Source organism: Flaviaestuariibacter amylovorans, assembly GCF_039541815.1.
GTDB classification, from domain to species: domain Bacteria; phylum Bacteroidota; class Bacteroidia; order Chitinophagales; family Chitinophagaceae; genus Flavisolibacter; species Flavisolibacter amylovorans.
This window is the reverse complement of the sequence record NZ_BAABGY010000007.1, coordinates 474,086-495,008: the sequence shown is the minus strand read 5'-3', so window position 1 is coordinate 495,008 and position 20,923 is coordinate 474,086. Positions and strand designations below refer to the sequence as shown.

The following is a 20,923-nucleotide window of genomic DNA, read 5'->3' as shown; positions in this document are numbered from 1 at the left end:
GGCCTTTTTTGTGGGCGGTGGTGTCGGTGGAGGCCCCTTCGTATCTTACGGTGAACTACCCGCCATGATCTCTTACGACAAGCGCTGTTTCCGCTCGCTTCAGAATTCCGGCTCGGGAGAGGTCGACGGTGCAACGGTGTTCCATTACCGCCAGGAAGGCGCACTGGTGACGGCAAGCTACAGCGGCGGCGCCATCGTATGCGGGCATCTCATCGCCGTTTGCGACCCCGACGGAACCCTCGACATGCGCTATCACCACATCAACCGGGCCGGTGTGCTCATGACCGGCATTTGCCGGTCAGTGCCGGAACTGCTGCCCGACGGGCGCCTTCGCCTACATGAGCAATGGCGCTGGACCTCGGGCGACGGGAGCACCGGTGCGTCGGTGGTGGAGGAGATCAATCACTGCGCATCCCTATGATCGTTGCAGTGGATGTACACTATCGGGAGAGCGGTGCGAAGTTCGTGGCAATGATGTTCGATGGCTGGCAAGACGATGCGGCCCGGTGTGTGTATACGAAAAGGATGGAGCATGTAGCGCCGTATGAGCCCGGTGCATTTTATAAGCGGGAGCTGCCCTGCATCCTGGCGCTGTTGGACGAGATTCCTGCCCGTTCGTACCAGGCGGTGGTTATCGACGGGTTTGTGCAACTCGAAAGCGACCGGCCGGGTCTTGGCGCACACCTGTACGCTGCGCTCCACAGCTCATTTCCAGTGATCGGGGTGGCCAAAACGAGATTCGAGGGGTGCGAAGAAGTGGCGCTCCCGCTATTGCGGGGAAGCAGCCGCAGACCGCTCTGGATCACGGCTGCGGGCATCGATGCCAGTGTCGCCGCTGCGTTGGTGGCCAGCATGCATGGCAGCGACCGGATGCCGCGGCTCTTGTCGGAGCTGGATCGCCTGACTAAAGCAGATTAAGCAGAAACGTTGGACCTGCGGCGCAGGCCCATCAGCCAACCGTAAAATTCCGGGAAATGGGCCCGCCACTCCGCCTCGCTGTGGGTGCCCGACGGGTTATAATACTCCTGTACCCTGAACGCTGGGTGCCCCTGCAACAGGGAGGTCACGGCGCGTACGCGCGCGGCCATCTCCGCGCCTTCCTGCTCGCCGGCGTAGAAATACAGGTCTACCGGAGGCCGGCTGCGCGCTGCGATCGCCTTCGTTTCCTGTAGGATCGACGGCTGCAGCCAGAACGAAGGCGAGAAAACCCCGGCCCTCCCGAACACTTCCGGGTGCAGCAGGGCGGCATAGTACGAGATGAGGCCGCCCATCGAAGACCCGGCGATCGTGGTATGCGCACGCCCCGGCTTGGTGCGGTAGGTCCGGTCGATAAAGGGCTTCAGGGTTTCTACGATGAACGAGAGGTAGCGTCGTCCTTCGCCTTTTCCCAGCTCCGCGTGATCGTTCACGTTGTACTCGCGCAACCGGTGCTCCCCTCCGTTATCGATCCCGACCACGATGCATTTGCGGTCCATCCGGTCGAGGGTTTCGTCTACCTGCCACTCTTCTCCGAAGGCGCTCCAGTTTTCGAACAGGTTCTGCCCGTCGTGCATATACAGCACCGGATAGTGGTTCTGGCCGCTGGCATACTCAGGCGGCAGGTACAGCCAGATGCGGCGGTAGCGGCCCAGCTGCGGCATCGGGAAGGCCGTATCGATGATGTGTACGTTAGGGCCACTCGCGGTGTTCCGGTCGATCATATCAGGAGCGGTTGTAAAGTTCAGTCCATTGACGCAGGCGGCGGCGCGCGTCCTTATCGAGTTGCCCGGGCAGCAGGCGCCACCCCCAGTTGTGCTCTCCCTGTGCGGGTGTGTTCATCCGTGCCGTCTCGTCGAGGCCGAGGAGATCCTGCACCGGGAGTATCGCGGTTTGGGCCAGGGAGGCAAGCGCCATGCGGCAAAGCAGCGGCGGTACATCATCCTCATTCAGGAGGTAGCCTGCATAGACACCCAGGCGTTCCCGCATTTCCGTTGAAGCCTCCTGCCGCCACCAGCCCTTGGTCGTATTGTTGTCGTGGGTGCCGGTATAGGCCAGGAAGTGCTCCCTGTAGTTATGCGGGATGTGCGGTGACTCCGGCAGGTCTTCGCCAAAGGCAAACTGGAGCACTTTCATACCCGGAAGGTCGAAGCGGTCGCGCAGCTCGAGCACGGCGTCGTCGATGTCGCCGAGGTCTTCCGCAACAAACGGTAAGGCGCCGAGCTGCTCTTTCAGGCTGTCGAAGAAATCGGCCCCGGGACCCTCCTTCCAGGTGCCGTTGCGCGCGGTGGTTGCGCCTGCAGGCACTTCCCAGTAGGCGGCGAATGCGCGGAAATGATCGAGGCGCACGAGGTCGAACAGCTCGATGTTTCGCTGCAAGCGCTCCACCCACCAGTCGTAGTGGCGCGCCTTCAGCACGTCCCACCGGAATACCGGCATGCCCCAGAGCTGGCCGTCGCTGCTGAAGGCGTCGGGCGGCACACCTGCAAGCCCAAGGCGTTGTCCGGCCTCATCGAGCAGGAAGAGCGCGCGGTCGGCCCATACGTCCGAGGAATCGTAGCTCACATAGAACGGCAGGTCACCGATCAGCCGGATCCCCCGCTCGTTGGCAGAAGCCTTCAGACGATTCCACTGCTTGTCGAACACGTACTGCTGCCAGCAAAACTTGTCGAGCGTGCCTGCATGCTCACGGTCGAGCCGGGCCATGGTAGCGGGATCGCGCAGGCGGAGGGCTTCTTCCCATTCATACCAGGGCTTTCCGTCGTTCAATTCCTTCAGCAGCTGGTAGCGTGCAAAATCGGGCAGCCAGCCGGCTTCCCGCTCGCGGAAGGCGGCAAAGCGCTCGTCGGCGGCGCTTTGGTCCCGGAACCGGTTCCAGGCCATTTCGAGCATGGCCTTCTTGGCTGCTTCCGCCGCACTGTAGTCGGCACTGCCCGTATGGGACTGGTAAAACTCCTGTAGCTCTTCCCGTAGCAGCAGTCCTTCTTCCACCAGCAGTTCCGGGCTGATGAACAGGATATTGCCAGCCCGGCTCGAAGTGCTGCTGTACGGTGAGTGGCCTTGTCCGGCCTCGGTGGGTGTGAGCGGCAGCAGCTGCCAGTAGCGTTGCTTTGCTTTCTGCAGGAAGTGCAGGAAGGAGTAGGCCTCCGGACCCAGGTCGCCGATGCCGAAGGGCGAAGGCAGGGAAGAGATATGCAGCAGCAACCCCGCGGAGCGGTCCCGTACTTCTACGGAACTGCTGCGAAGCAGTGCGAAGGGAAGCGGATCAAAGAGACCGTTGACGGGCAAGGTCTTCCGGGCAGTACCGCTCTTGTTGTCGAGCAAGCCCGTCCACTCCCCTGAGACCTCCGCGGGCAGCTGGATGGCCGTATCCTTCCAGTCGAAGGTGGCGAGTGCCTCGGCTCCGGAAACCAGTGCGGCCGGGCAGAGCGGTACCACCACGATGAGCGCGGTGCCGCCGTGTCGACGGGCGAAGGCGAATACGTTGTCTTTATAAGTGCCTTCCGCCTGCAGCGGCAGGTAAGCTCCTTGTTGAAACAGATCGGGTGATGCGGCACGCAACTGGAGTAGCTGGTGGGTGAGCCAGAGCTTGATGCGCCCATCGCGCCGCTCCTTCCAAAGGTCGGCAACCCCGCCTACGGCGGGTACATTCATTACTTCTTGCAGCCATGCTTTTCTGGCGTCGTAATCCACCGGCCGGCGGTTGTCGGGGTCAACGAGGCTCTCGTCCCACCACTCGCATCCCTGGTACACATCAGGCACGCCGGGGGCCGTGAACTTGAGCAGCACCTGGGCAAGCGAGTGAACGATGCCGAGATCGGCCACTTTTTCATACAATGGTGCGAAGCCCTTCTGAAAAGGGCTTTCAGGCGCCAGCAGTCTGGACGCATAGGATTTCGCCGCAGCTTCGTAGGCTTCGTTTGGCGCCGTCCAATTGGAGTGCAGCTTCGCCTCGCGGAGGGCCTTCTGAAGGTATTCGGCGATCCGCTCCTCGTAGCCAGCCCGGTCTTCGGCGCGCAGCGGGTAGCTGGCAATGAGGGTCTGGTACAGGAAGTAGGCATCATTGGCGTCCGGTGCATCCGTAGTTCCACGGTCGGCCTCCCAGGCGGTCACAGCGGCCAGCCATTCTTCCGACAGGCTGCTGAGCACCTGCAGTCGGGCGCGGACGTCCTCGCCCCGTTTCGTATCGTGCGTGGACGTAGCATTGAGCGTCAGGGGCCATTCTGCCTGCCGCTCCCGCAGTACGCGGTGAAACGCATCGGTCGTCCATCCGAACGTACCCGGCGCGTCGCCCACCTCGTTGTGCCCGATGAAGCGGTTGTAGGTGTACATCAGCGTATCCTCCACGCCTTTCGCCATCAGCGGTCCGCTCAATTGCATGAGGCGCTTGTACAGGTGCAACTTCTTTTCGATCTTCTGTGCGTCGGGCTCTTCGCCGAGCAGGGTTGCTTCGAGCAGGTGGAGTGCCGGGGCCAGGTCGGCGCGGCTGATACGGGCCTGGGCGAACACAGCGCTCAGGGCGGCGCCTTCAGCCTTCGGAAGGGGCAGCGCGTTGCCATAGTAGCGGTAAACCGGCATATGGATCAGCAGCTCGGCAATCGCCGTCTTCAGGTCCTCGGTGCGCATCTGCGCATACTGCTCCGGCACCAGTTGCTGCATCAGCAGCTGGTACAGGTTCTCGAGCTCACCGCCCATGTGGTGATAGAGCATGAAAGCTTTTTTGTCGCGTACCTGCTGCGGCACCGTTCCCTGCTCCTGTACGATCCCGGAGTAGTACTGGGAAAAAGGTGCTTCGCCCCTGGTGTCGGTCAGCAGCTGGTTCATCTGCGCGAGGAACTCGTAGCCGCTGGTGCCCTCGATCGGCCAGGCCTGCGGTAGCTCTTCGTGGAGCTCGAGGATCTTTTCCACCACGATCGGCACTTCGGGGCCAACCAAGGCCCTGAGGCGCACGAGGTATTGTGCCGGGTCGTACAATCCATCCACATGGTCAATGCGCAGCGCGTCGAAAATGCCTTCGTCGATCAGCTGCTTGATGAACGTATGGAAGGTGTCGAAGACGTGCTCGTCCTGCATGTTGAGGCAGATAAGCCCGTTTACCGTAAAGAAGCGCCGGTAGTTGATGCGCCCGTCGGTTTCCTGCCAGTGACAGAGCCGGTATACCTGGTCGTTGGCGATCCGCAGCAGTGCCTCGGGGTCGGCGTTGACCGCTGCAACGCGCTCGTCAATATAGCTTCCCACAGCTTTATCGTTGGAAAGCGAGGCCAGCTGCAGCAGCAGCTCGTCGAAGCCCTTGCTGTATTGCGCCGCGTCCTCGAGCGCACCTACGTCGTCGGCCCCGCGCAGCCACTGGTTGACGGCTTCAGAAGCCCCTTGGCTGCGAAGCACGTCTTCGTAGCTCCGGAGGCGAAGGGGATATGCCGCGTCGTAGTACCGAAGCTGGAACTCGCCGTTTTCCCGGTGTAGCCTGATCTCGCCGCCGCGCACGGCGTCTTCGAGGGGGGCGCCGAGAAAGGGCGCCATGATATGACCACTTGCGGCGTCATTGTTCCAGGTAACGTCGAAGAAACCGGCGTAGACCGACTGGCGTCCTTTCCGGAGCACATCGCGCAGCCAGGGATTGCGGGTGTCGTAGGCCATGTGGTTGGGCACGATGTCCTGCATCCAGCCGATCCCGGCGGCGCGCAGCGTCTCCCGGAGGGCGCGGAGCTCTTCCAGCGTGCCGATCTCCGGGTTGATCTCCAGGGGGTTCAGCGCATCATAGCCATGGGTGCTGCCCGGCGTGGCGGTAAAGATGGGCGACGCATAGATCGTTTTAATACCCAGGTCCCGGAGGTAGGGAATGATCGCTTCGAGGTGGCGAAAAGTGAAGTCCTTATGAAATTGAATGCGGTATGTGGCGATCGGGTTATACATGGTCGTAGGTATACAATAGGAAAGATTCGGGTTGAATGTTGACGGTATCGCCGCTGAGTCCTTTGGTCACGGCGTTACCGCCCGGGCCGCCCCAATCGGTGGAAGCGGAATCGAGGCGGAGCACCCAGGGGCCTTCGGCGACGGGCAGCTGAGCGGCATTGCTCTCTTTGGAAAAGTTCAGGAAGGCGATGGCCGTTTGCCCGCCGCCCTGCCGGTGCAGGGTGAGCAACTTGTGTTCTTCGTCGGCTTCGGCCTGCACGGTGCTGCGGTCGGGCGTGCGGAGCGCGGGCAGCGACTTACGGAGGCCGATCAGCGTCTGGTAGAAGCGCAGCATGGTGGCATGCGGCTCCTGGTTGCGCAGCGCCCACTGCAGCTTAGAGCGATTGAACGTTTCTTCCGACACCGGGTCGGGCGCTTCGCCTTCGGCGTGAAAGGCAGCGAACTCTTTCTTGCGGCCCTGCCGCACTGCCTCCGCGAGCTCCGCGTCGGTATGACTCACGAAGTACTGAAAGGGCGCGGTCTCGCCCCACTCCTCTCCCATCCAGAGCATCGGCAGGAAGGGGGAAAGCAGAACGGCCCCGGCCATCAGCTTCTGCATCTCCACCGACACGAGGCTGCTCGTACGCTCGCCCAGCATCCGGTTGCCCACCTGGTCGTGGTTCTGGGTGAACACGATGAACTGCTCTCCTGGATTGGCAGGCGCGGGAATGCCGAAATACTTCTTCCGGTGCTCCGACCATTGACCATCGTACACGTATGCGTCGCGGTATGCTTTCGCCAGGTGGGCGATTCCGGAGAAGTCGGAGTAATAGGCACTCTGCTCGCCGGTGGCCGTTACGCGGAGCGCGTGGTGGAACTCGTCGATCCACTGGCTGTCCATGCCGAAGCCCCGTGCTTCTACGGGATCAATGAAGCGGGTGTCGTTGAGGTCGCACTCGATGATGAGGTAATGCGTGCGCCCGGTTTCGGCCATCAGCCCGTCTACGTGCCCGCGCAGCTCGCGGAGGAAATGCACCGCCCCGAGATCCTTGATCGCGTGCACCGCATCGAGGCGCAGGGCGTCGATATGAAAATCGCGGAACCACATGAGCGCGTTCTCGATGAAGAAGCGCCGGACGGCATCGCTCCAGGCATCGTCGAAGTTGAGCGCGGCACCCCAGGGCGTCTGGTACTTATCCGTGAAATATGGCCCATATGCACCGAGGTAATTGCCTTCCGGCCCCATGTGGTTATACACGACGTCGAGCACTACCGCGATCCCGCGCGCATGACAGGCATCCACCAGGCGCTGCAGGCCTTCGGCGCCGCCGTAGCTATCCTGCACGGCATAGGGAAAAACGCCGTCATAGCCCCAGTTGCGGCTGCCGGGGAACTGCGCCACCGGCATGATCTCGATGGCATTGACCCCGAGTGCCACCAGGTGATCGAGCTGCGCGGCGATCGCGGCGAAGGTGCCTTCGGCCGTAAATGTGCCGGTATGCAGCTCGTAAAGAATATAACTGCCGAGGGCCGGGTTCTTCCAGCTGCCGTCGGTCCAGGGGAAATGCGTGACGTCCGTTACCTGCGACGGGCCGTGTACGCCCTCGGGCTGGGCAAGGGAGGCGGGGTCCGGGAACTCCTTGCCATCGAGGCGGAACTTATAGCGCCCGCCGGCGGTGAGCCCGGGCACCGGGGCGGCCCAGTAGCCTCCTTCTTCGGCTTGCAGCGTTGTTTGTGTTTCGTCGTATTGTATCACTACCTCCATTGCTTCGGGGGCCCATACGCGGGCGGTCGCTGGTTCGTTGGGCGCGAGGGTGACGCCCAGCGTACGTTTATGAAGATTGATCGCTTGCATGGGGTGCTTTCGTTTGGGGTTGATGGAACACAACCACGGAGCGGCCTTCCACCTGGATCACCGGGTTGTCTTCTTCGATGGGCGTACCGGCTTCGTCCACAAAGTCGGCCGCCGTGTCGATGACGCGTCGCCAGCCGCTGCCGTAACGGTCCACCGGCAGGCGGAACTCGAGCGGCTCGTAGTGCGCGTTGAAAATGAGGTAGAAGTTGTCGTCGACAATGAGGTCGCCTTGCTCGTCCAGGGTGCGCAGCGCCCGCCCGTTGAGGTACATGCCGAGCGACTTTGCGAAGTCGTTGGTCCAGTTCTCCTCGGTCATCTCGCTGCCATCCGGCTTGAACCAGGCAATGTCCTCGACGCCGACGCCCTTGATCGGCACGCCTTTGAACCAGCGCTTGCGCGAGAAGGCCGGGTGCCGCCGGTAAAAATGGATCAGCTTCTGCGTAAAGCGCAGGAAGTCGGTATCCTGCTCCGCCCAGTTGATCCAGGAGATTTCGTTGTCCTGGCAATAGGCGTTGTTGTTGCCACCTTGCGTGCGGCCGAGCTCGTCGCCCGCCACGAACATGGGCACCCCCTGTGAAAGAAAAAGCGTCGCCATGAAGTTGCGCTTCTGCCGGGCCCGCAGCGCCAGGATCTCGGGATCGTCGGTAGGGCCTTCGGCGCCGCAGTTCCAGGAGCGGTTATGGCTTTCACCGTCGTTGTTGTTTTCACCGTTGGCCTCATTGTGCTTTTCGTTGTAGGATACGAGGTCCTGCAGGGTGAAGCCGTCGTGCGCGGTTACGAAGTTGATGGATGCGAAAGGATGCCGGTAGTCGTTGAAATACAGGTCGGGCGAGCCGGTGAGGCGGAGCGCGAACTCGCCGAGCATGCTGTCGGCGCCGCGCCAGTAGTCGCGGATCGTATCGCGGTACTTACCGTTCCATTCGGCCCAGCCGGCGGGGAACTTACCCACCTGGTACCCGCCTTCGCCGATGTCCCAGGGCTCCGCGATGAGCTTCACCTGCGAGATCACGGGATCCTGGTGGATGATGTCGAAGAAGGAGCCGAGGCGGTCCACGTCGTGCAGCTCGCGCGCAAGGGCAGCGGCCAGGTCAAAGCGGAACCCGTCGACGTGCATCTCGAGGATCCAGTATCGAAGCGAATCCATGATGAGGCGCAACGTGTTCGGCGACATCACGTTGAGCGTGTTGCCGCAGCCGGTATAGTCCATGAAGTAGCGCTTGTCTTCCGTGAGCCGGTAGTAATCCATATTGTCGACGCCGCGGAAGCAAAGCGTAGCGCCGAGGTGATTGCCTTCGGCGGTATGGTTGTACACAACGTCGAGGATGACCTCGATGCCGGCCTTGTGCAGGGCCTTCACCATCTCCTTGAACTCGCGCACCTGCTCGCCGTGCGTGCCGGAGGAGCTGTAGCGCACGTCGGGCGCAAAGAAGCCGATGCTGTTGTAGCCCCAATAGTTGGTCAGCCCTTTATCGTGCAGGAAGCGGTCGTTCACGAAGTGGTGCACCGGCATGAGCTCGATGGCGGTAATGCCCAGTTCCTGCAGGTGCCGGATCATCGCCGGGTGCGCTATGGCCGCATAGGTGCCCCTGATCGACTCGGGGATCTCGGGGTGCGTATAGGTCAGTCCCTTGACATGAGCCTCGTAAATGATGCTTTTGTGGTAGGGAATGCGCAACGGGGCGTCGTCCTCCCAGTCGAAGCGGGTATCCACCACAACCGATTTCGGGATGTATTGGGCGCTGTCGGTCCGGCTGAAGCTCAGGTCACCGTCGCGGTGGCCCATCTTGTAGCCGAATAGTGAGTCGTGCCAGTCGATCCGGCCGGAAATGGCCTTAGCATAGGGATCGATGAGGAGCTTGTTGGGATTGAAACGGTGCCCGTTCTGCGGCTCGTAGGGTCCGTTGACGCGATAGCCGTACTGCTGGCCGGGCCTGATGCCTTTGATATAGCCGTGCCATACGTGGTGGGACCGCTCGCTGAGCCTTACCCGGGTGGTCTCCCGCGTCTTTTTGCCGTATTTTTCAAAAAAACAGAGTTCCACGCCGGTGGCGTGCTCCGCGTGCAGGGCGAAATTAACTCCGGTCCCATCCCAGGTAGCGCCGAGCGGGTACGGGCGACCGGGGAAAACTTTATATTCCATGCTGTTGGTATTGCGGCGCTGGGCCGCCCCGAAGTATAAAAATTTCGCGCCACATACAGGATCTAAGATCTCGGATCTCGGATGTTCGATCTGGGCTGGCGCGCACCTTAGGTAGTAACGTGAAACGAATGAGAGTTAACCGCTGCATGAAAACGACTTTAAGTTCTCGTATCGACTGCACCACCTAAACGACCCTTTACTAATAAACCAATAGACCAATAAACCAATATCTTTAACCCGATGACCCCAACCGAATTGCTGCAGAAGATCGAGGCCTTCGAAACGGCGCTGGCCGCCTATGGTGTAACTAAGTTCAGCGCGAAGGACCTGTGGGACCAACGCCAGGAGATCGTGGAAGATTTCCGGTCGGTGGAATTCGCCGACCCGGGCGCCCGCAAGGATGCCTGGCAGCGCCTGCAGGACGGCATCGACATGCTAAAGCAGCGAAGTGCCCTGCTGCAGGTGGAGAACGAAGCTTTTGCCACGGAGGCCGAAGAGCGAATCGAGGTACTGCAGCGGCGGATCGACGACGCTCCTGCCGACGCCAAACCCGGAAAGGAAGCGCTCGCCACACTCCGCTCGGCCGCCAACGAAATCTTTGAATTCATGCGTCAGAACCGCTGGCCCTCCAAGGAGCGCCGCACCGGCGTGTGGGACCGCTTCACAGCCCTTAAAGACCGCATCAAAAAGCAGGAAGACGCGCACTACGCCCGCATCCGCGAAGACATCAAACAGCGCCAGGAGCGCTCCGCCGCGCTCGCCAACCCGCTGAAGGGGGCGCTGGAAGCCTGCCGGCCTTCAGGTGAAGAAGGGCTGCTGCTTCCCGCCGTTAGCGATCTTGGCACAGCACTGGCGGCACGTGGGCTCGCTTTCACCGGCTTCGGGTTTGTGGAAGAGGCGCTGGCCGGCGGCGCAGCTGTCAAGGCGCCCCTGAAGTTGAAGTCGGATACACTCCGGGAGCTCCGGCGCCTGTTCCAGGAGCACCGTGCTCATTTCAGCCGCGAAGACGGCCAGGAGGTGTACACGCTTCTTACCGCCGTGCAAAAAGAAATGGACGCCGCCTGGGCAGCCTACAAGGGCGAGCGCCAACGCAAGTCGGACGAATGGGTGGAAAAGCAGAAGGCGTTCGCCGACATGCTTACCGAGAAGCTTCAGAAGCGCAGCGCGGACAAGATCAACCTCGAGAAGATCATTGCCGCAAAGCGCGATTTCCGTCCGAAGCTGGAGCAGCGCCTCGAAAACCAGCAGGATTACCTCAACAAGCTGTTCGACGACCTCGACGAGCTCCAGGAAAAGTTTGACGGCGCCCGCACACCCAACCTCCGCGAGCGTATGGAGGAGCTTATTGAAAGCAAAAAGGGCCGGATCGCCGAGGTGGAGGCCGACATGAAGGGCGTTGAGCAGCGCATCGCCGACGTCGACAAGGATATCACCGAGCTGGAAGCCAAAGTGGTGAAAGTAGGCGAAGGAATTGCCGAAATGGAGGCCAAGGTCCGGGAGGTGCAGGCTAAATTGAAAAAGGGCGCCTGAACAGGTGCCGGCCACATGTTGCGACTTACATAGTCCGGGTAGAACTACAGGAAAAGTCTTTTATATAGCAACTCGATTACCCTCAGCGATCATGAGTGCCGGAGTACGCGCTCGAGGGGGAAGCCAACGTAAAACGTAGCGCCTTCGCCCGGGGTGCTTTCGGCGTAGATCATGCCGCCGTGGCTTTGCACCGCTTTCCGGCACAGGGCAAGCCCGATGCCGGAGCCCTGAAATTCGTGCCGGGCATGCAGGCGCTGGAAAAGGCCGAAGATCTTTTCGCGGTTCTCCGGGCTAAAGCCGATACCGTTATCACGCACCCGGATCCAGCATTTAGCCGGCTCTTCCGATGGCGTCCGTTGCTCCACCGTGACTGATATCTCCGGCACCTTCCCTTCCCCGGCGAACTTGAGGGCGTTGCTCAGCAGGTTATAAAAAACCTGGTGCATCTGCTGCCGCACGGCACGCAGAACCGGCAGCGGGCCGATTTCGATCCGTGCCTGGCGCTCTCCGATCAGGAGCTCCAGGTCGGTGCATACATCGCGAAGCACGCCCTCAAGATCCACGTCTTCGCTTTGCTCCTCGTGGGTCAGGCTGGAGAAATGCAGCAGGTCGCTCAGGGCATTGCTCATCCGCTCCGCCGACTCGATCACCTTGTTGATGCGCACCTGCGCTCCCGGGCTCATCCGGTCGGCCTCCTGCTCGCGGATCATGCCGGCAAAAAGCCGGATCTTCCGGAGCGGTTCCTGCAGGTCGTGGGAAGTTACATAGGCGTATTCTTCCAGCTCCTTGTTCTTGCGCAGGAGCTCCTCCGTGCGCTCGGCTACCCGCTCCTGCAGGCTGCGCTCGCTTTCTTCGAGTCGCCGGCGGGTCAGCACTTTCTCGGTCACGTCGAGGAGCACCACCATCACTTTTTCCACGCTTCCCGTACCGGAGCGCAGCGGCTCGTACACGAAGTCGACGTACCGGGTGGCGCCGCCGTACTGCAGCTCGAATTCCTGGCCGGAAAAAGGCATGCCCGAGTGCAACACTCCGCGCAGCCAGCCGGCAACACCGCTGGCCTCAGACCGGGGCAGGGCATCGGTAAGCCGGCGACCCAGCAGGTCAGCAGGTTGCACGTCAAGCAATTTGCAGTAGCGCTCGTTGGCGAGCTCGAACACCAGGTGCTCGCCTGCCAGGATGCACATGCCCACCGGGGCCTGCATCACCAGTGCCCTGAAGTTGCGCTCACTCTCGGCAAGGGCGCGCTGGGCCTCGAGCTCCGGTCGCATGTCGCGCATCACTGCTCCAATGGCAATGGGCTCGCCGGTAATCGGGTCATCGATGCGCACGGTGTTGTTGAAGACGTGAAAGACCTCGCCCGTACGCAGGTGACGCACCCGCATCGCTCCCGACCAGCGGCCCTGCTGCATCACGGAGGGAAGCACATTTGCCTGAACAAACGCAATGTCTTCGGGCTCATGCAGGTCGGAAATGGGCGTGGTAAGCACTTGCTCGAAATTGTCGAAGCCGAGCATCTCCATGCCGGCCTTGTTGATGTAGGAATTGCGTCCGTCGAGCTCCAGCACCGACATGAGCTCGATGCTGTTCTCGACCAGGGTGATCAGCTTCTGGCGGGTGCCGCGGCCACGAATTTCCGCGGTGATGTCCTGGACGGTCACCACAAGGCGTACCGGCTTGCGCGTATCGTTGAAATAAACTTTGCCCCGCGCTTTCACCCAGGAGCGCACGGTACCGCTGGCAGGGTCTATGATCCGGTATTCGTTCTCGTAGGGTTCGCGGAGGTCGGGGTCCATGCAGCCGGCCAGCTTGCGCCGGGTGCGCAGGGCGTCGTCGGGGTGCATGCAGGAAAGGAGGCGCTGCAGCGTAACGACCTCGGAGCGGGAAAGGCCGTAGAGTTCGTAGCACCAGTCGGAGCAATAGATCTCGTCTTTCTCGAGGTTGTTGTCGATGATCCCAAAGCCGGCCGCCTCAAGCGCCATCTGGTAGCGGTCCTGCAGTAGATCGGGCTGGATTGGCGTCATGATCCGTTTTTTGGTGGTTCGAAACAGATGATTCGAAGCGGGAAGTTAGCGTGTTCCGGTCAGGTACTCATGCTTCCGCGGGAATGCCCACGAAAAACGTGGCGCCTTGTCCCGGGATTCCTTCGGCATAGATAAAGCCGCCATGGTTTTCGGCCACCTTCCGTGCGATCGCAAGGCCGACCCCGGTGCCGCGGTACTCGGAATTTCCGTGCAGGCGGTGGAAAACCTGGAAGATCCGCTCCGCTTCCGCGGGCTCGAAGCCGATCCCGTTGTCGGAAACAGAAATAAGGTGGTAGCGGCCTGCGGCCTCATCGGGCCCGAGCGAGGCGGCCGTGTCGTAGCCCCAAACCACCCGCGCCTGTACCGCTATGCGGGGCGCCACGCCGGGTCGCTGGTATTTGAGTGCATTGGCGAGCAGGTTCTGGAACAGCTGCTGTAACTGCCGCTGCTGGCCGCGTACACGGGGCAGGGGGGCGATCTCGATCTCAGCTGCGCGCTGCTCCGCTTCCACCTCGAGGTCGGTCAGCACCTGGCGGAGCACGTCGTCGAGGAAAATGGCATCGAGCTGCTTCGGCCGGAGGCTCACCTGCGCATAGGCCAGCAGGTCGTCTACAAGGTCGCGCATGCGGTCGGTGGCGACCTCGAGGCGGCCGAAGGTCTGCGCCTCCACCGTATCCCTGGCGGGATCGTATTGCTGGCGGAGCCGGTCCACGAAGAAGCGTACCTTGCGGATCGGCTCTTTCAGGTCGTGGGAAGCGGCGTAGGCAAATTCTTCCAGGTTGCGGTTGGAGCGTTCGAGCTCGCGCACCTTCTGCTCCAGCTGCAGCTGCAGCAGCCGCATCTGCGTATAATCGGTGATGGTGACGAGCAGGTCTGTTCCCAGCAACGTTACGGTCACATCGACCCAAAAGATGCGTCCGGGGTCGTCGCAATGCAGGTCGAACCGGCTCACGGCGCCGGTTTCGAGGGTATGCCGGTACTGTCTTAAGATGTTTTCGAGGTGCTGCGGCGGGAAGACCTGACTTGCCTTCAGCTTTGTCAGGGCCTCCGGGCTGCTTTTTTTGAAGTCGGCATAAGCGCGGTTGACGAGCCGGATGGTGGCATCCACCAGCCTGCCCGCCGCATCGAGCTCCGGCACCAGCACCAGCACTCTTGTTTCGGTGGACTCGAGGATGCCCTGCAGCTCGAGCGCCTGCTGCTCCAGCGCGGCCTGCTGCAGGTAGTGTTCGCTTACATTGGTATACGTTAGCACGCAGCCGGTTCCCAGCTTCACCACCGACACGTCGTACCACTTTTGCACCCGTCCGTCGTGGTAGGTAACGACCTTGCGCAGCGGCACATCGGTGCGGATCACCTCGTAGAACTGCTCCAGCTCGGTCAGCGACACATTCGGGAATACTTCCGACATGGTGCGGCCTTCAGCATTGGCAAAGGGGATGCCGCTGATCTCCTCGAAGCGGCGGTTCGCCTGCTTCATCACGAAGTTGCGAAAAGTGCCGTCCCCGTTCAGCATGGGCTCCATCAGGAGCACCCCGTTGATGGACGCATCGAGGATTTTCCGGTTCATCTCGGTTTGCGCGATCAGCGCCTGTTGCGCACGCTGCCCTTCGGTGACGTCGGTGGCGAGGGTGAGGATGCCTTCGTCGGCCCGGGTGCGCACCACGTGCAGGTATTTCCCGCGTAGGGGATCGTAGTAGGTGTCTTCAAGCTTCTTCCCGGAGCGGTAGACGTCGATATATTGTTGCCAGATACGCTCCCGGGTGGCAGGCTCCAACGCAATGCCGGAAAAGATACGGGTACCGACGAACTGGCTTTGTGAAACGCCAATGTGAATGCCGCCGCTCTCGTTGGCGTAGCGGATCTCGAAATCGACAATGATGCCTTCCTCACTGAATACCGGCACGCTCCAGGTCACCGACTGCGGGATTGCGTCGAAGAGTGTGGATAGGAATTGGGCCTGCGTGGTAAGGGTGGTCATCGGTTTCGTAAAGATAAAAGCGGAACAGGCACCGCTCAGCGCACCATCACCTCATCTATGAACAGGTGCGATGGGTTGCCGGCGCTTGGGTGCCCGGCCGGCAGCATCCCGCCGCTGACCGCCCGCACCTTCACGTAGCGGGCCCGCAGCTGAACGGCGGAGCCGAGCTCCTGCTCCTGTGCGCCCTCCACCGTGTTGGCGATCTTGTTCGCAACCTGGAGTGCCTCGCGGTAGTTGACGCCATCGTCGCTCACCCAGAAGCGCACTTCTTTCGGGTACAGGATCCAGGGACTCACTTCCTGCAGTACGTGTACGCCGAGAAAACGGATATCCCTGCTCTCCTGGAGGTCCACCACGGCTTCGAAGTCCTTCGCGAAATAGCTTTGCCAGTCGCCGCTCCGCCAGTTGGCGCTCCCAGTGATGCCATCCACGAGTGCTTCGGGCCCACCGCCGGTGTACATCGGATGAACCGCGCTTTGCACGGTGATACTGCGGCGGTCAGGAAGGCGGTGGAAAGCCTGCCTCGAACTATAGTATGGTGCCGGAACATCGTCTTTTACCACCGAGCGCATTGAGTAGATATCGATGAAGGCCGACGTATCGATGGTAAAGGGGGCCGTGTAGGGAAACGGGCTGTTACCTCTTGTATAATCGCCCTGCTTCGTGGGCGGGTAGGTAACGCGGATCAGCCAGCTGCCGGTGCTGTCGAGGCCGCCGAGCTGTACGCGCGTACTGTCGCGGAACTTGTTGGTTTCATTGTACACAAAGGGCACCGGGCGGATGAGGTGTTCGGTAATGGCGGAACGCGGGCGGTCGGCGCCGCTGACGCCGAAGCGGGCCGGGTGAGCCTGCATGGCGAAGAAGAGGTCGCCGCCCTCCTGCACAAAGCGATGCGGGATCCAGGATCGGAGGCTGCGCCTACCGTTAAGCTGTACGTGGTTCACATAATATGCCGAAGTGTCTTTGCGGGGCGCGCGTACGATAAAGGTCTTGTTGCCATCGAGGCGGATGGCGGCGGTGTCGAAGAGCGGCGTGCCGAGCACGTAGTCGCCATTGCCGGGACACACCGGGTAAAAGCCGAGGGCGCTGAAGATATACCAGGCACTCATCTGGCCGCAGTCCTCGTTGCCGATAAGGCCGTCGGGCGCGTTGGTGTAAAAGTCGGTGCAGATGCGGTGTACGAGCTGCTGCGTCCGGAAGGGAAAGCCCACGTAGTTATACAGGTAGGCCATGTGGTGGCTGGGCTCGTTGCCCTGTGCGTATTGCCCGATGAGGCCCGTCACATCGGGCTGCTCCCGCCCGGTGGTCACCGAAGACGTCGAGAAGAGGCGGTCGAGGTGGCGGCCGAAGCCCGTCAGCCCATGTAATTGCTTCAGGCCTTCGATGTCGTGGGGCACGGCGAGGCTGTATTGCCAGGCATTACCCTCCGTAAAGAAGTTATTGATCTCCGCCGGGTCGAAAGGGTGGTACCAGCTCGCTCCTACCTTTCCCCGGAAAAATCCGGTCGACGGATCAAAGAGGTTCTTGTAGTGCTGCGCCCGCTGGAGATAGGTCTTGTAGGTCGTACTGTCGCCCTGCATTTTGGCAAACTGGGCGATGCACCAGTCGTCGTAGGCATACTCGAGCGTTTTCGACACCGATTCGTGCTCGAGGTCGTTGGGCAGGTAGCCGGCGCCGCGGTAGTGACGCAACCCGAAGCGGTCGCTTTCGGCATAGGAGCGCATCGCCTCGAGGGCCAGCTTGGCGTCGAAGCCACGGATGCCTTTCTGCCAGGCATCCGCGATCACCGAAGCCGAATGGTAGCCGATCATACAAAAGGTTTCGTTGCCCGCCAGCTCCCACACCGGCAGCATGCCGCCCTGCTTGTATTGGGCAAGAAAGGTATTGATCCAGTCGTTGGTGCGCTGCGGCTCCAGGATCGTCATGAGCGGGTGCAGGGCGCGGTAGGTATCCCAGAGCGAGAACACGCTGTGGTTGACGAAGCCTTCGGCCCGATGCACCTTTCCGTCGGTGCCGCGGTAGCTGCCGTCCACGTCCTGATTCACGTTGGGTGCCAGGTACGCGTGGTAAAGCGCGGTGTAGAAGGTTACCTGCTGGTCGCGGGAGCCGCCGCGCACGTCGATCTTCGCGAGTTTTTCGTTCCAGGCCCTTTCTGCGGCGGCACGCACGCTTTCAAACGATTTGCCGGCGATCTCCGCCTCCAGGTTGGCCTTGGCGCCTTCCATACTGACGCCCGATATGCCGACGCGGCAGGTAGCGACGCCACCCGGCGCGCTCAGCCTTACCGCAGCCTGCAGGGCCTTGCCGGTAGCCGCGTTCCCCTGTTGTTCCTTCCCGCCGTTGTTGATCACGAACCCGGCGATTGGTTCGTCGAAGCGGATGTAGAAATACAGTTGCTGGTCGGTTGCCCACGACTTGCTGCGGCGGTAGCCCCGGAGCTCGTGCGCGCTCACTTTCTCGATATGCGCATCCAGCACCTCGTCGCGGTGAATGAGGTCGATGAGCACGGAGGCGTCGGTGCTGCCCTTCGGAAAGGTATAGCGGTGCAGCCCGCTGCGGAGGGCGCTGGTAAGTTGCGCACGGATCCCGTGCTTGCGGAGCAGCACTTCATAATAGCCCGGCGTCGCTTTTTCCTCGCTGTGCCGGAAGGGTGAGCGGTATTCGGTGTTGTTCCAGGCCACCTTACCGGTGAAGGGCATCAGCAGCAGGTCGCAGTAATCCGGTATGCCGGTGCCGCTGAGGTGGGTATGCGAGAACCCGTAGATCACCGAGTCGCTGTAGTGGTAACCCGAGCTCCCGTCCCAATCGGCCATCCGGGTATCGGGGCTCAGTTGCATAGCACCGAAGGGAAGCGAAGCACCCGGATAGGTATGGCCGTGGCCGCCGGTGCCGATAAACGGGTTGACGAGTGCGGTATACGAGCGTTGCGCGCCGGCGCGAACCGAGGCCAGCAGGAAGAGCACGAGAAAAATGCGGGTACACATATGCGAATAGATGCGGGTATTATGGATGTGAATTTCAGGATTCCAGGGCATTGCGGAGTTCGCGTACGGCAGCAGCGTCGATCGCATCGCGTACGAAATCGGTATCGGCAAACGAAGGGTGCCGGAACTGCATCCCGCTCTCCGTGCGGCCGCGCAGCGACGAGTGAAATTCGGTGCAGCCGGTGGCCTCAGCCAATGCCTTGATGTTATCGGCGCGCACGCCGCTTCCCGGCATCAGCACAATCCGCTCGTCCGCGGCTTCGCGTAGTTGGCGGATGAGGGCGGCGCCTTCGGGGGCAGTGCGCTGCTGGCCCGAAGTGAGGATGCGCTGCACGCCCAGCTCGATCAGCTGCTCCAGCGCGGCAAACGGATCGCGGCAACGGTCGAAGGCGCGGTGAAAGGTGACCTCCATCGGGTAGGCCGCGTTCACCAGGCGCGCCAGCGCGGGCAGGGGCAGGTTCCCCGATGCATCGAGGGCCCCGAGCACCACGCCATCGCAGCCGAGTGCCTTGCACAGCTGCACGTCGGTGAGCATGGCCGCCAGCTCGTCGTCGGAATAGAGGAAATCGCCTCCGCGCGGGCGAATGATCGGGAATAAGGCGACATTGAATCGGTCGCGGCAGCTGCGGATAACGCCGTGCGACGGGGTGAGGCCGCCTTCGGAAAGGGCGCTGCACAACTCGATGCGGTCGGCGCCACCGGCAACGGCGGCTTCGGTGGTCGGAATATCGGTGGTGGCGATCTCGATGGTATACGTGCTCATGACGATGGTATTAGACGTCCGGCTCCGGCCGGAACAGCAGTTGATGTAAAGAAGGATCGTGGTAATCGGTGATCCGCAGGTCGGCGGAAGAGAGGTCCTGCGGGCCCGAGGTTGGATTCTGAAAGCCGACACAGAGAATGCCGGCAGCGCGGGCGGCGGCTACCCCGTTGCGGCTGTCTTCGATCACCACGCATTCGGCGGGATCGAGGCCAAGGCGGCGGGCAGCTTCGAGGAAAATATCCGGCGCCGGCTTGCCGTGCTGTACCTCTTCGCCGCTTACGATCGCTTCGAACGCATCGGCCAGGCAAAGGCGTTCGAGCACCAGATCGATGTTTCTGCGGAGGCTGGAAGAGGCGATGGCGAGGCGATAACCCTGTGCCCTCAGCTTCCGGATCAGCGGGGCGACGCCTGCCACCGGCTCGAGCGACGCGGCGCTGAGGGCCGCATGCTTGCGGTCGCGCTCAGAGGCTTTCAGTTCGTCGATCGCGTGCGCCCAGCCAAACCGGTCCTTAAGTGTCTGCCACATGGTGGTGGCGGAGATCCCGATGAATGCGCCGTACTCGTCGTAGGTAACCTCCCCTCCCAACTCCCGGAAAAAAGCCCGGTTCATTTCCCAGTAGAGCGGCTCGCTGTGCAACAACACACCGTCCATATCAAACAGCACTCCGCGGTACCGGTTCGTCATGGCGTAAAGATAGGGCTCAGGCATAGAGGCTTTTGGCCTTGAAGGTCCTGCTTCCTTTGGCGGAATGCACGGCGTAGGTGAAGCCTTTCCGGAGGGCGAAAGCGCCATAGCGGCCCTGCCTGTCGACGGCGATGAAGCCCACCTGCAACCCCTTCACCTTGTCGCCCCGCTTGCGTACGAGGCGTTCAATGGTCTTTCGGCAGGCGTCTTCGGGCGAATAGCCCTGGCGCATGTATTCAACGATGGTATGGGTGCCGCAGATGCGCACTATTTCTTCACCCACGCCGGAGCAGGTGGCGGCGCCCACTTCGCTGTCGACATATAAGCCGCCGCCGATAATAGGACTGTCGCCCACGCGGCCGCGCATCTTGAAGGCCATGCCGCTCGTGGAGCAGGCGCCGCCGATATTCCCTTTCCGGTCGAGGGCGATCATGCCAATGGTGTCATGGTTTCCTGCCTGTCCCGGGCTGCGGTCGAGTTGTTTCGATTCGAGGAGTTTCGGAATCGTCATCGGGTCGTATTCGGATTTCCGGAGCCATTTCTGCCACTCCTTCTCCGCTTCGGCGGTGAGCAGGTTCTCTTGCGTAAACCCGTTGGCAAGGGCAAACTGGAGCGCGCCCGCTCCTACCAGCTGCACATGCGGCGACTTTTCCATGACGAGGCGCGCCACTTTAATGGGGTTTCGAATGCCTTCCAGGAACATCACCGAGCCGCAGTTGCCGGCGCCATCCATGATGCAGGCGTCGAGTGTCACCTTCCCGTCGCGGTCCGGGAGGCCACCATAACCGACGCTCTGGTCCTTGGGATCGTTCTCCGCTACCTGAACGCCGGCTTCGACGGCGTCGAGTACCGTACCACTGCGTGACAAAACTTCCCAGGCTGCCGCATTGGCGCGAACATTCTGCTCCCAGGTGGAGATGACGAGCGGCGTTACGGCCCCGGCTCCTGAACCATTTGAGGCCCAACTTGTTTGCCGGAACAACAGCGCTAACGAGCCCAGCAGTGAGTGGTTAAGGAAGTGCCGGCGGTCGAGCATGTTATTTGTTTGCGCTAAAGGTAACGGAAGCTGGCCCACTGCCAATTTTGCAGTGGAAAGCGT

13 protein-coding genes are annotated in these 20,923 nt (G+C 61.5%); 3 read left to right on the top strand and 10 right to left on the bottom strand.

Annotated elements, in window-relative coordinates:
- Nucleotides 1-64 precede the first annotated feature (64 nt).
- Nucleotides 65-421 carry an avidin-fold protein gene (locus tag ABD937_RS10610; protein ID WP_345255652.1) on the top strand — a complete coding sequence of 119 codons (357 nt, stop codon included), beginning with the start codon at nt 65-67 and terminating at the stop codon, nt 419-421.
- The gene (locus tag ABD937_RS10605) at nt 418-918 is read left to right on the top strand and encodes an endonuclease V (protein ID WP_345255651.1); all 501 of its coding nucleotides are present in this window, start codon (nt 418-420) and stop codon (nt 916-918) included. The genes ABD937_RS10610 and ABD937_RS10605 overlap by 4 nt, the downstream gene beginning before the upstream one ends.
- On the opposite strand, the gene ABD937_RS10600 is transcribed toward ABD937_RS10605, so the two are convergent.
- The 4 genes from ABD937_RS10600 to glgX are packed head-to-tail and all read right to left on the bottom strand — an operon-like array spanning nt 915 to nt 9,863.
- Complete coding sequence (locus ABD937_RS10600) at nt 915-1,700, bottom strand: alpha/beta hydrolase (RefSeq protein ID WP_345255650.1); 786 nt, start codon at nt 1,698-1,700, stop codon at nt 915-917. The genes ABD937_RS10605 and ABD937_RS10600 overlap by 4 nt on opposite strands.
- A gap of 1 nt (nt 1,701) precedes the next feature.
- Nucleotides 1,702-5,889 (bottom strand): malto-oligosyltrehalose synthase, encoded by a 4,188-nt coding sequence (gene treY, locus ABD937_RS10595; protein WP_345255648.1) that lies wholly within the window; start codon nt 5,887-5,889, stop codon nt 1,702-1,704.
- Nucleotides 5,882-7,723, bottom strand: coding sequence for a malto-oligosyltrehalose trehalohydrolase (gene treZ / locus ABD937_RS10590; RefSeq protein WP_345255647.1), 1,842 nt, complete (start codon nt 7,721-7,723; stop codon nt 5,882-5,884). The genes treY and treZ overlap by 8 nt, the downstream gene beginning before the upstream one ends.
- Nucleotides 7,701-9,863, bottom strand: a complete 2,163-nt coding sequence (glgX, locus tag ABD937_RS10585; RefSeq protein ID WP_345255646.1) for a glycogen debranching protein GlgX — start codon at nt 9,861-9,863, stop codon at nt 7,701-7,703. The genes treZ and glgX overlap by 23 nt, the downstream gene beginning before the upstream one ends.
- Nucleotides 9,864-10,103: 240 nt before the next feature.
- On the opposite strand from glgX, the gene ABD937_RS10580 reads away from it, so the two are divergent.
- The gene (locus ABD937_RS10580) at nt 10,104-11,393 is read left to right on the top strand and encodes an AAA family ATPase (RefSeq protein WP_345255645.1); all 1,290 of its coding nucleotides are present in this window, start codon (nt 10,104-10,106) and stop codon (nt 11,391-11,393) included.
- Nucleotides 11,394-11,482: 89 nt separating this feature from the next.
- Here the strand turns inward: ABD937_RS10580 and ABD937_RS10575 are convergent, their stop codons facing one another.
- The 6 genes from ABD937_RS10575 to ABD937_RS10550 form a co-directional block, all read right to left on the bottom strand.
- The gene (locus tag ABD937_RS10575) at nt 11,483-13,414 is read right to left on the bottom strand and encodes a PAS domain-containing sensor histidine kinase (protein ID WP_345255643.1); all 1,932 of its coding nucleotides are present in this window, start codon (nt 13,412-13,414) and stop codon (nt 11,483-11,485) included.
- A gap of 67 nt (nt 13,415-13,481) precedes the next feature.
- Complete coding sequence (locus tag ABD937_RS10570; protein WP_345255642.1) at nt 13,482-15,392, bottom strand: sensor histidine kinase; 1,911 nt, start codon at nt 15,390-15,392, stop codon at nt 13,482-13,484.
- Nucleotides 15,393-15,427: 35 nt separating this feature from the next.
- The gene (locus tag ABD937_RS10565; RefSeq protein ID WP_345255640.1) at nt 15,428-18,376 is read right to left on the bottom strand and encodes a GH92 family glycosyl hydrolase; all 2,949 of its coding nucleotides are present in this window, start codon (nt 18,374-18,376) and stop codon (nt 15,428-15,430) included.
- Nucleotides 18,377-18,410: 34 nt separating this feature from the next.
- The gene (locus ABD937_RS10560) at nt 18,411-19,139 is read right to left on the bottom strand and encodes a copper homeostasis protein CutC (protein ID WP_345255638.1); all 729 of its coding nucleotides are present in this window, start codon (nt 19,137-19,139) and stop codon (nt 18,411-18,413) included.
- Nucleotides 19,140-19,149: 10 nt separating this feature from the next.
- Entirely contained in the window at nt 19,150-19,824 is a 675-nt protein-coding gene (locus tag ABD937_RS10555; protein WP_345255636.1) for an HAD family hydrolase, read from the bottom strand.
- 16 nt (nt 19,825-19,840) lie between these two features.
- A complete protein-coding gene (locus ABD937_RS10550; RefSeq protein ID WP_345255634.1) occupies nt 19,841-20,860 on the bottom strand; it encodes a glycosylasparaginase in 1,020 nt (339 codons plus the stop codon).
- Between the last annotated feature and the right edge of the window lie 63 nt (nt 20,861-20,923).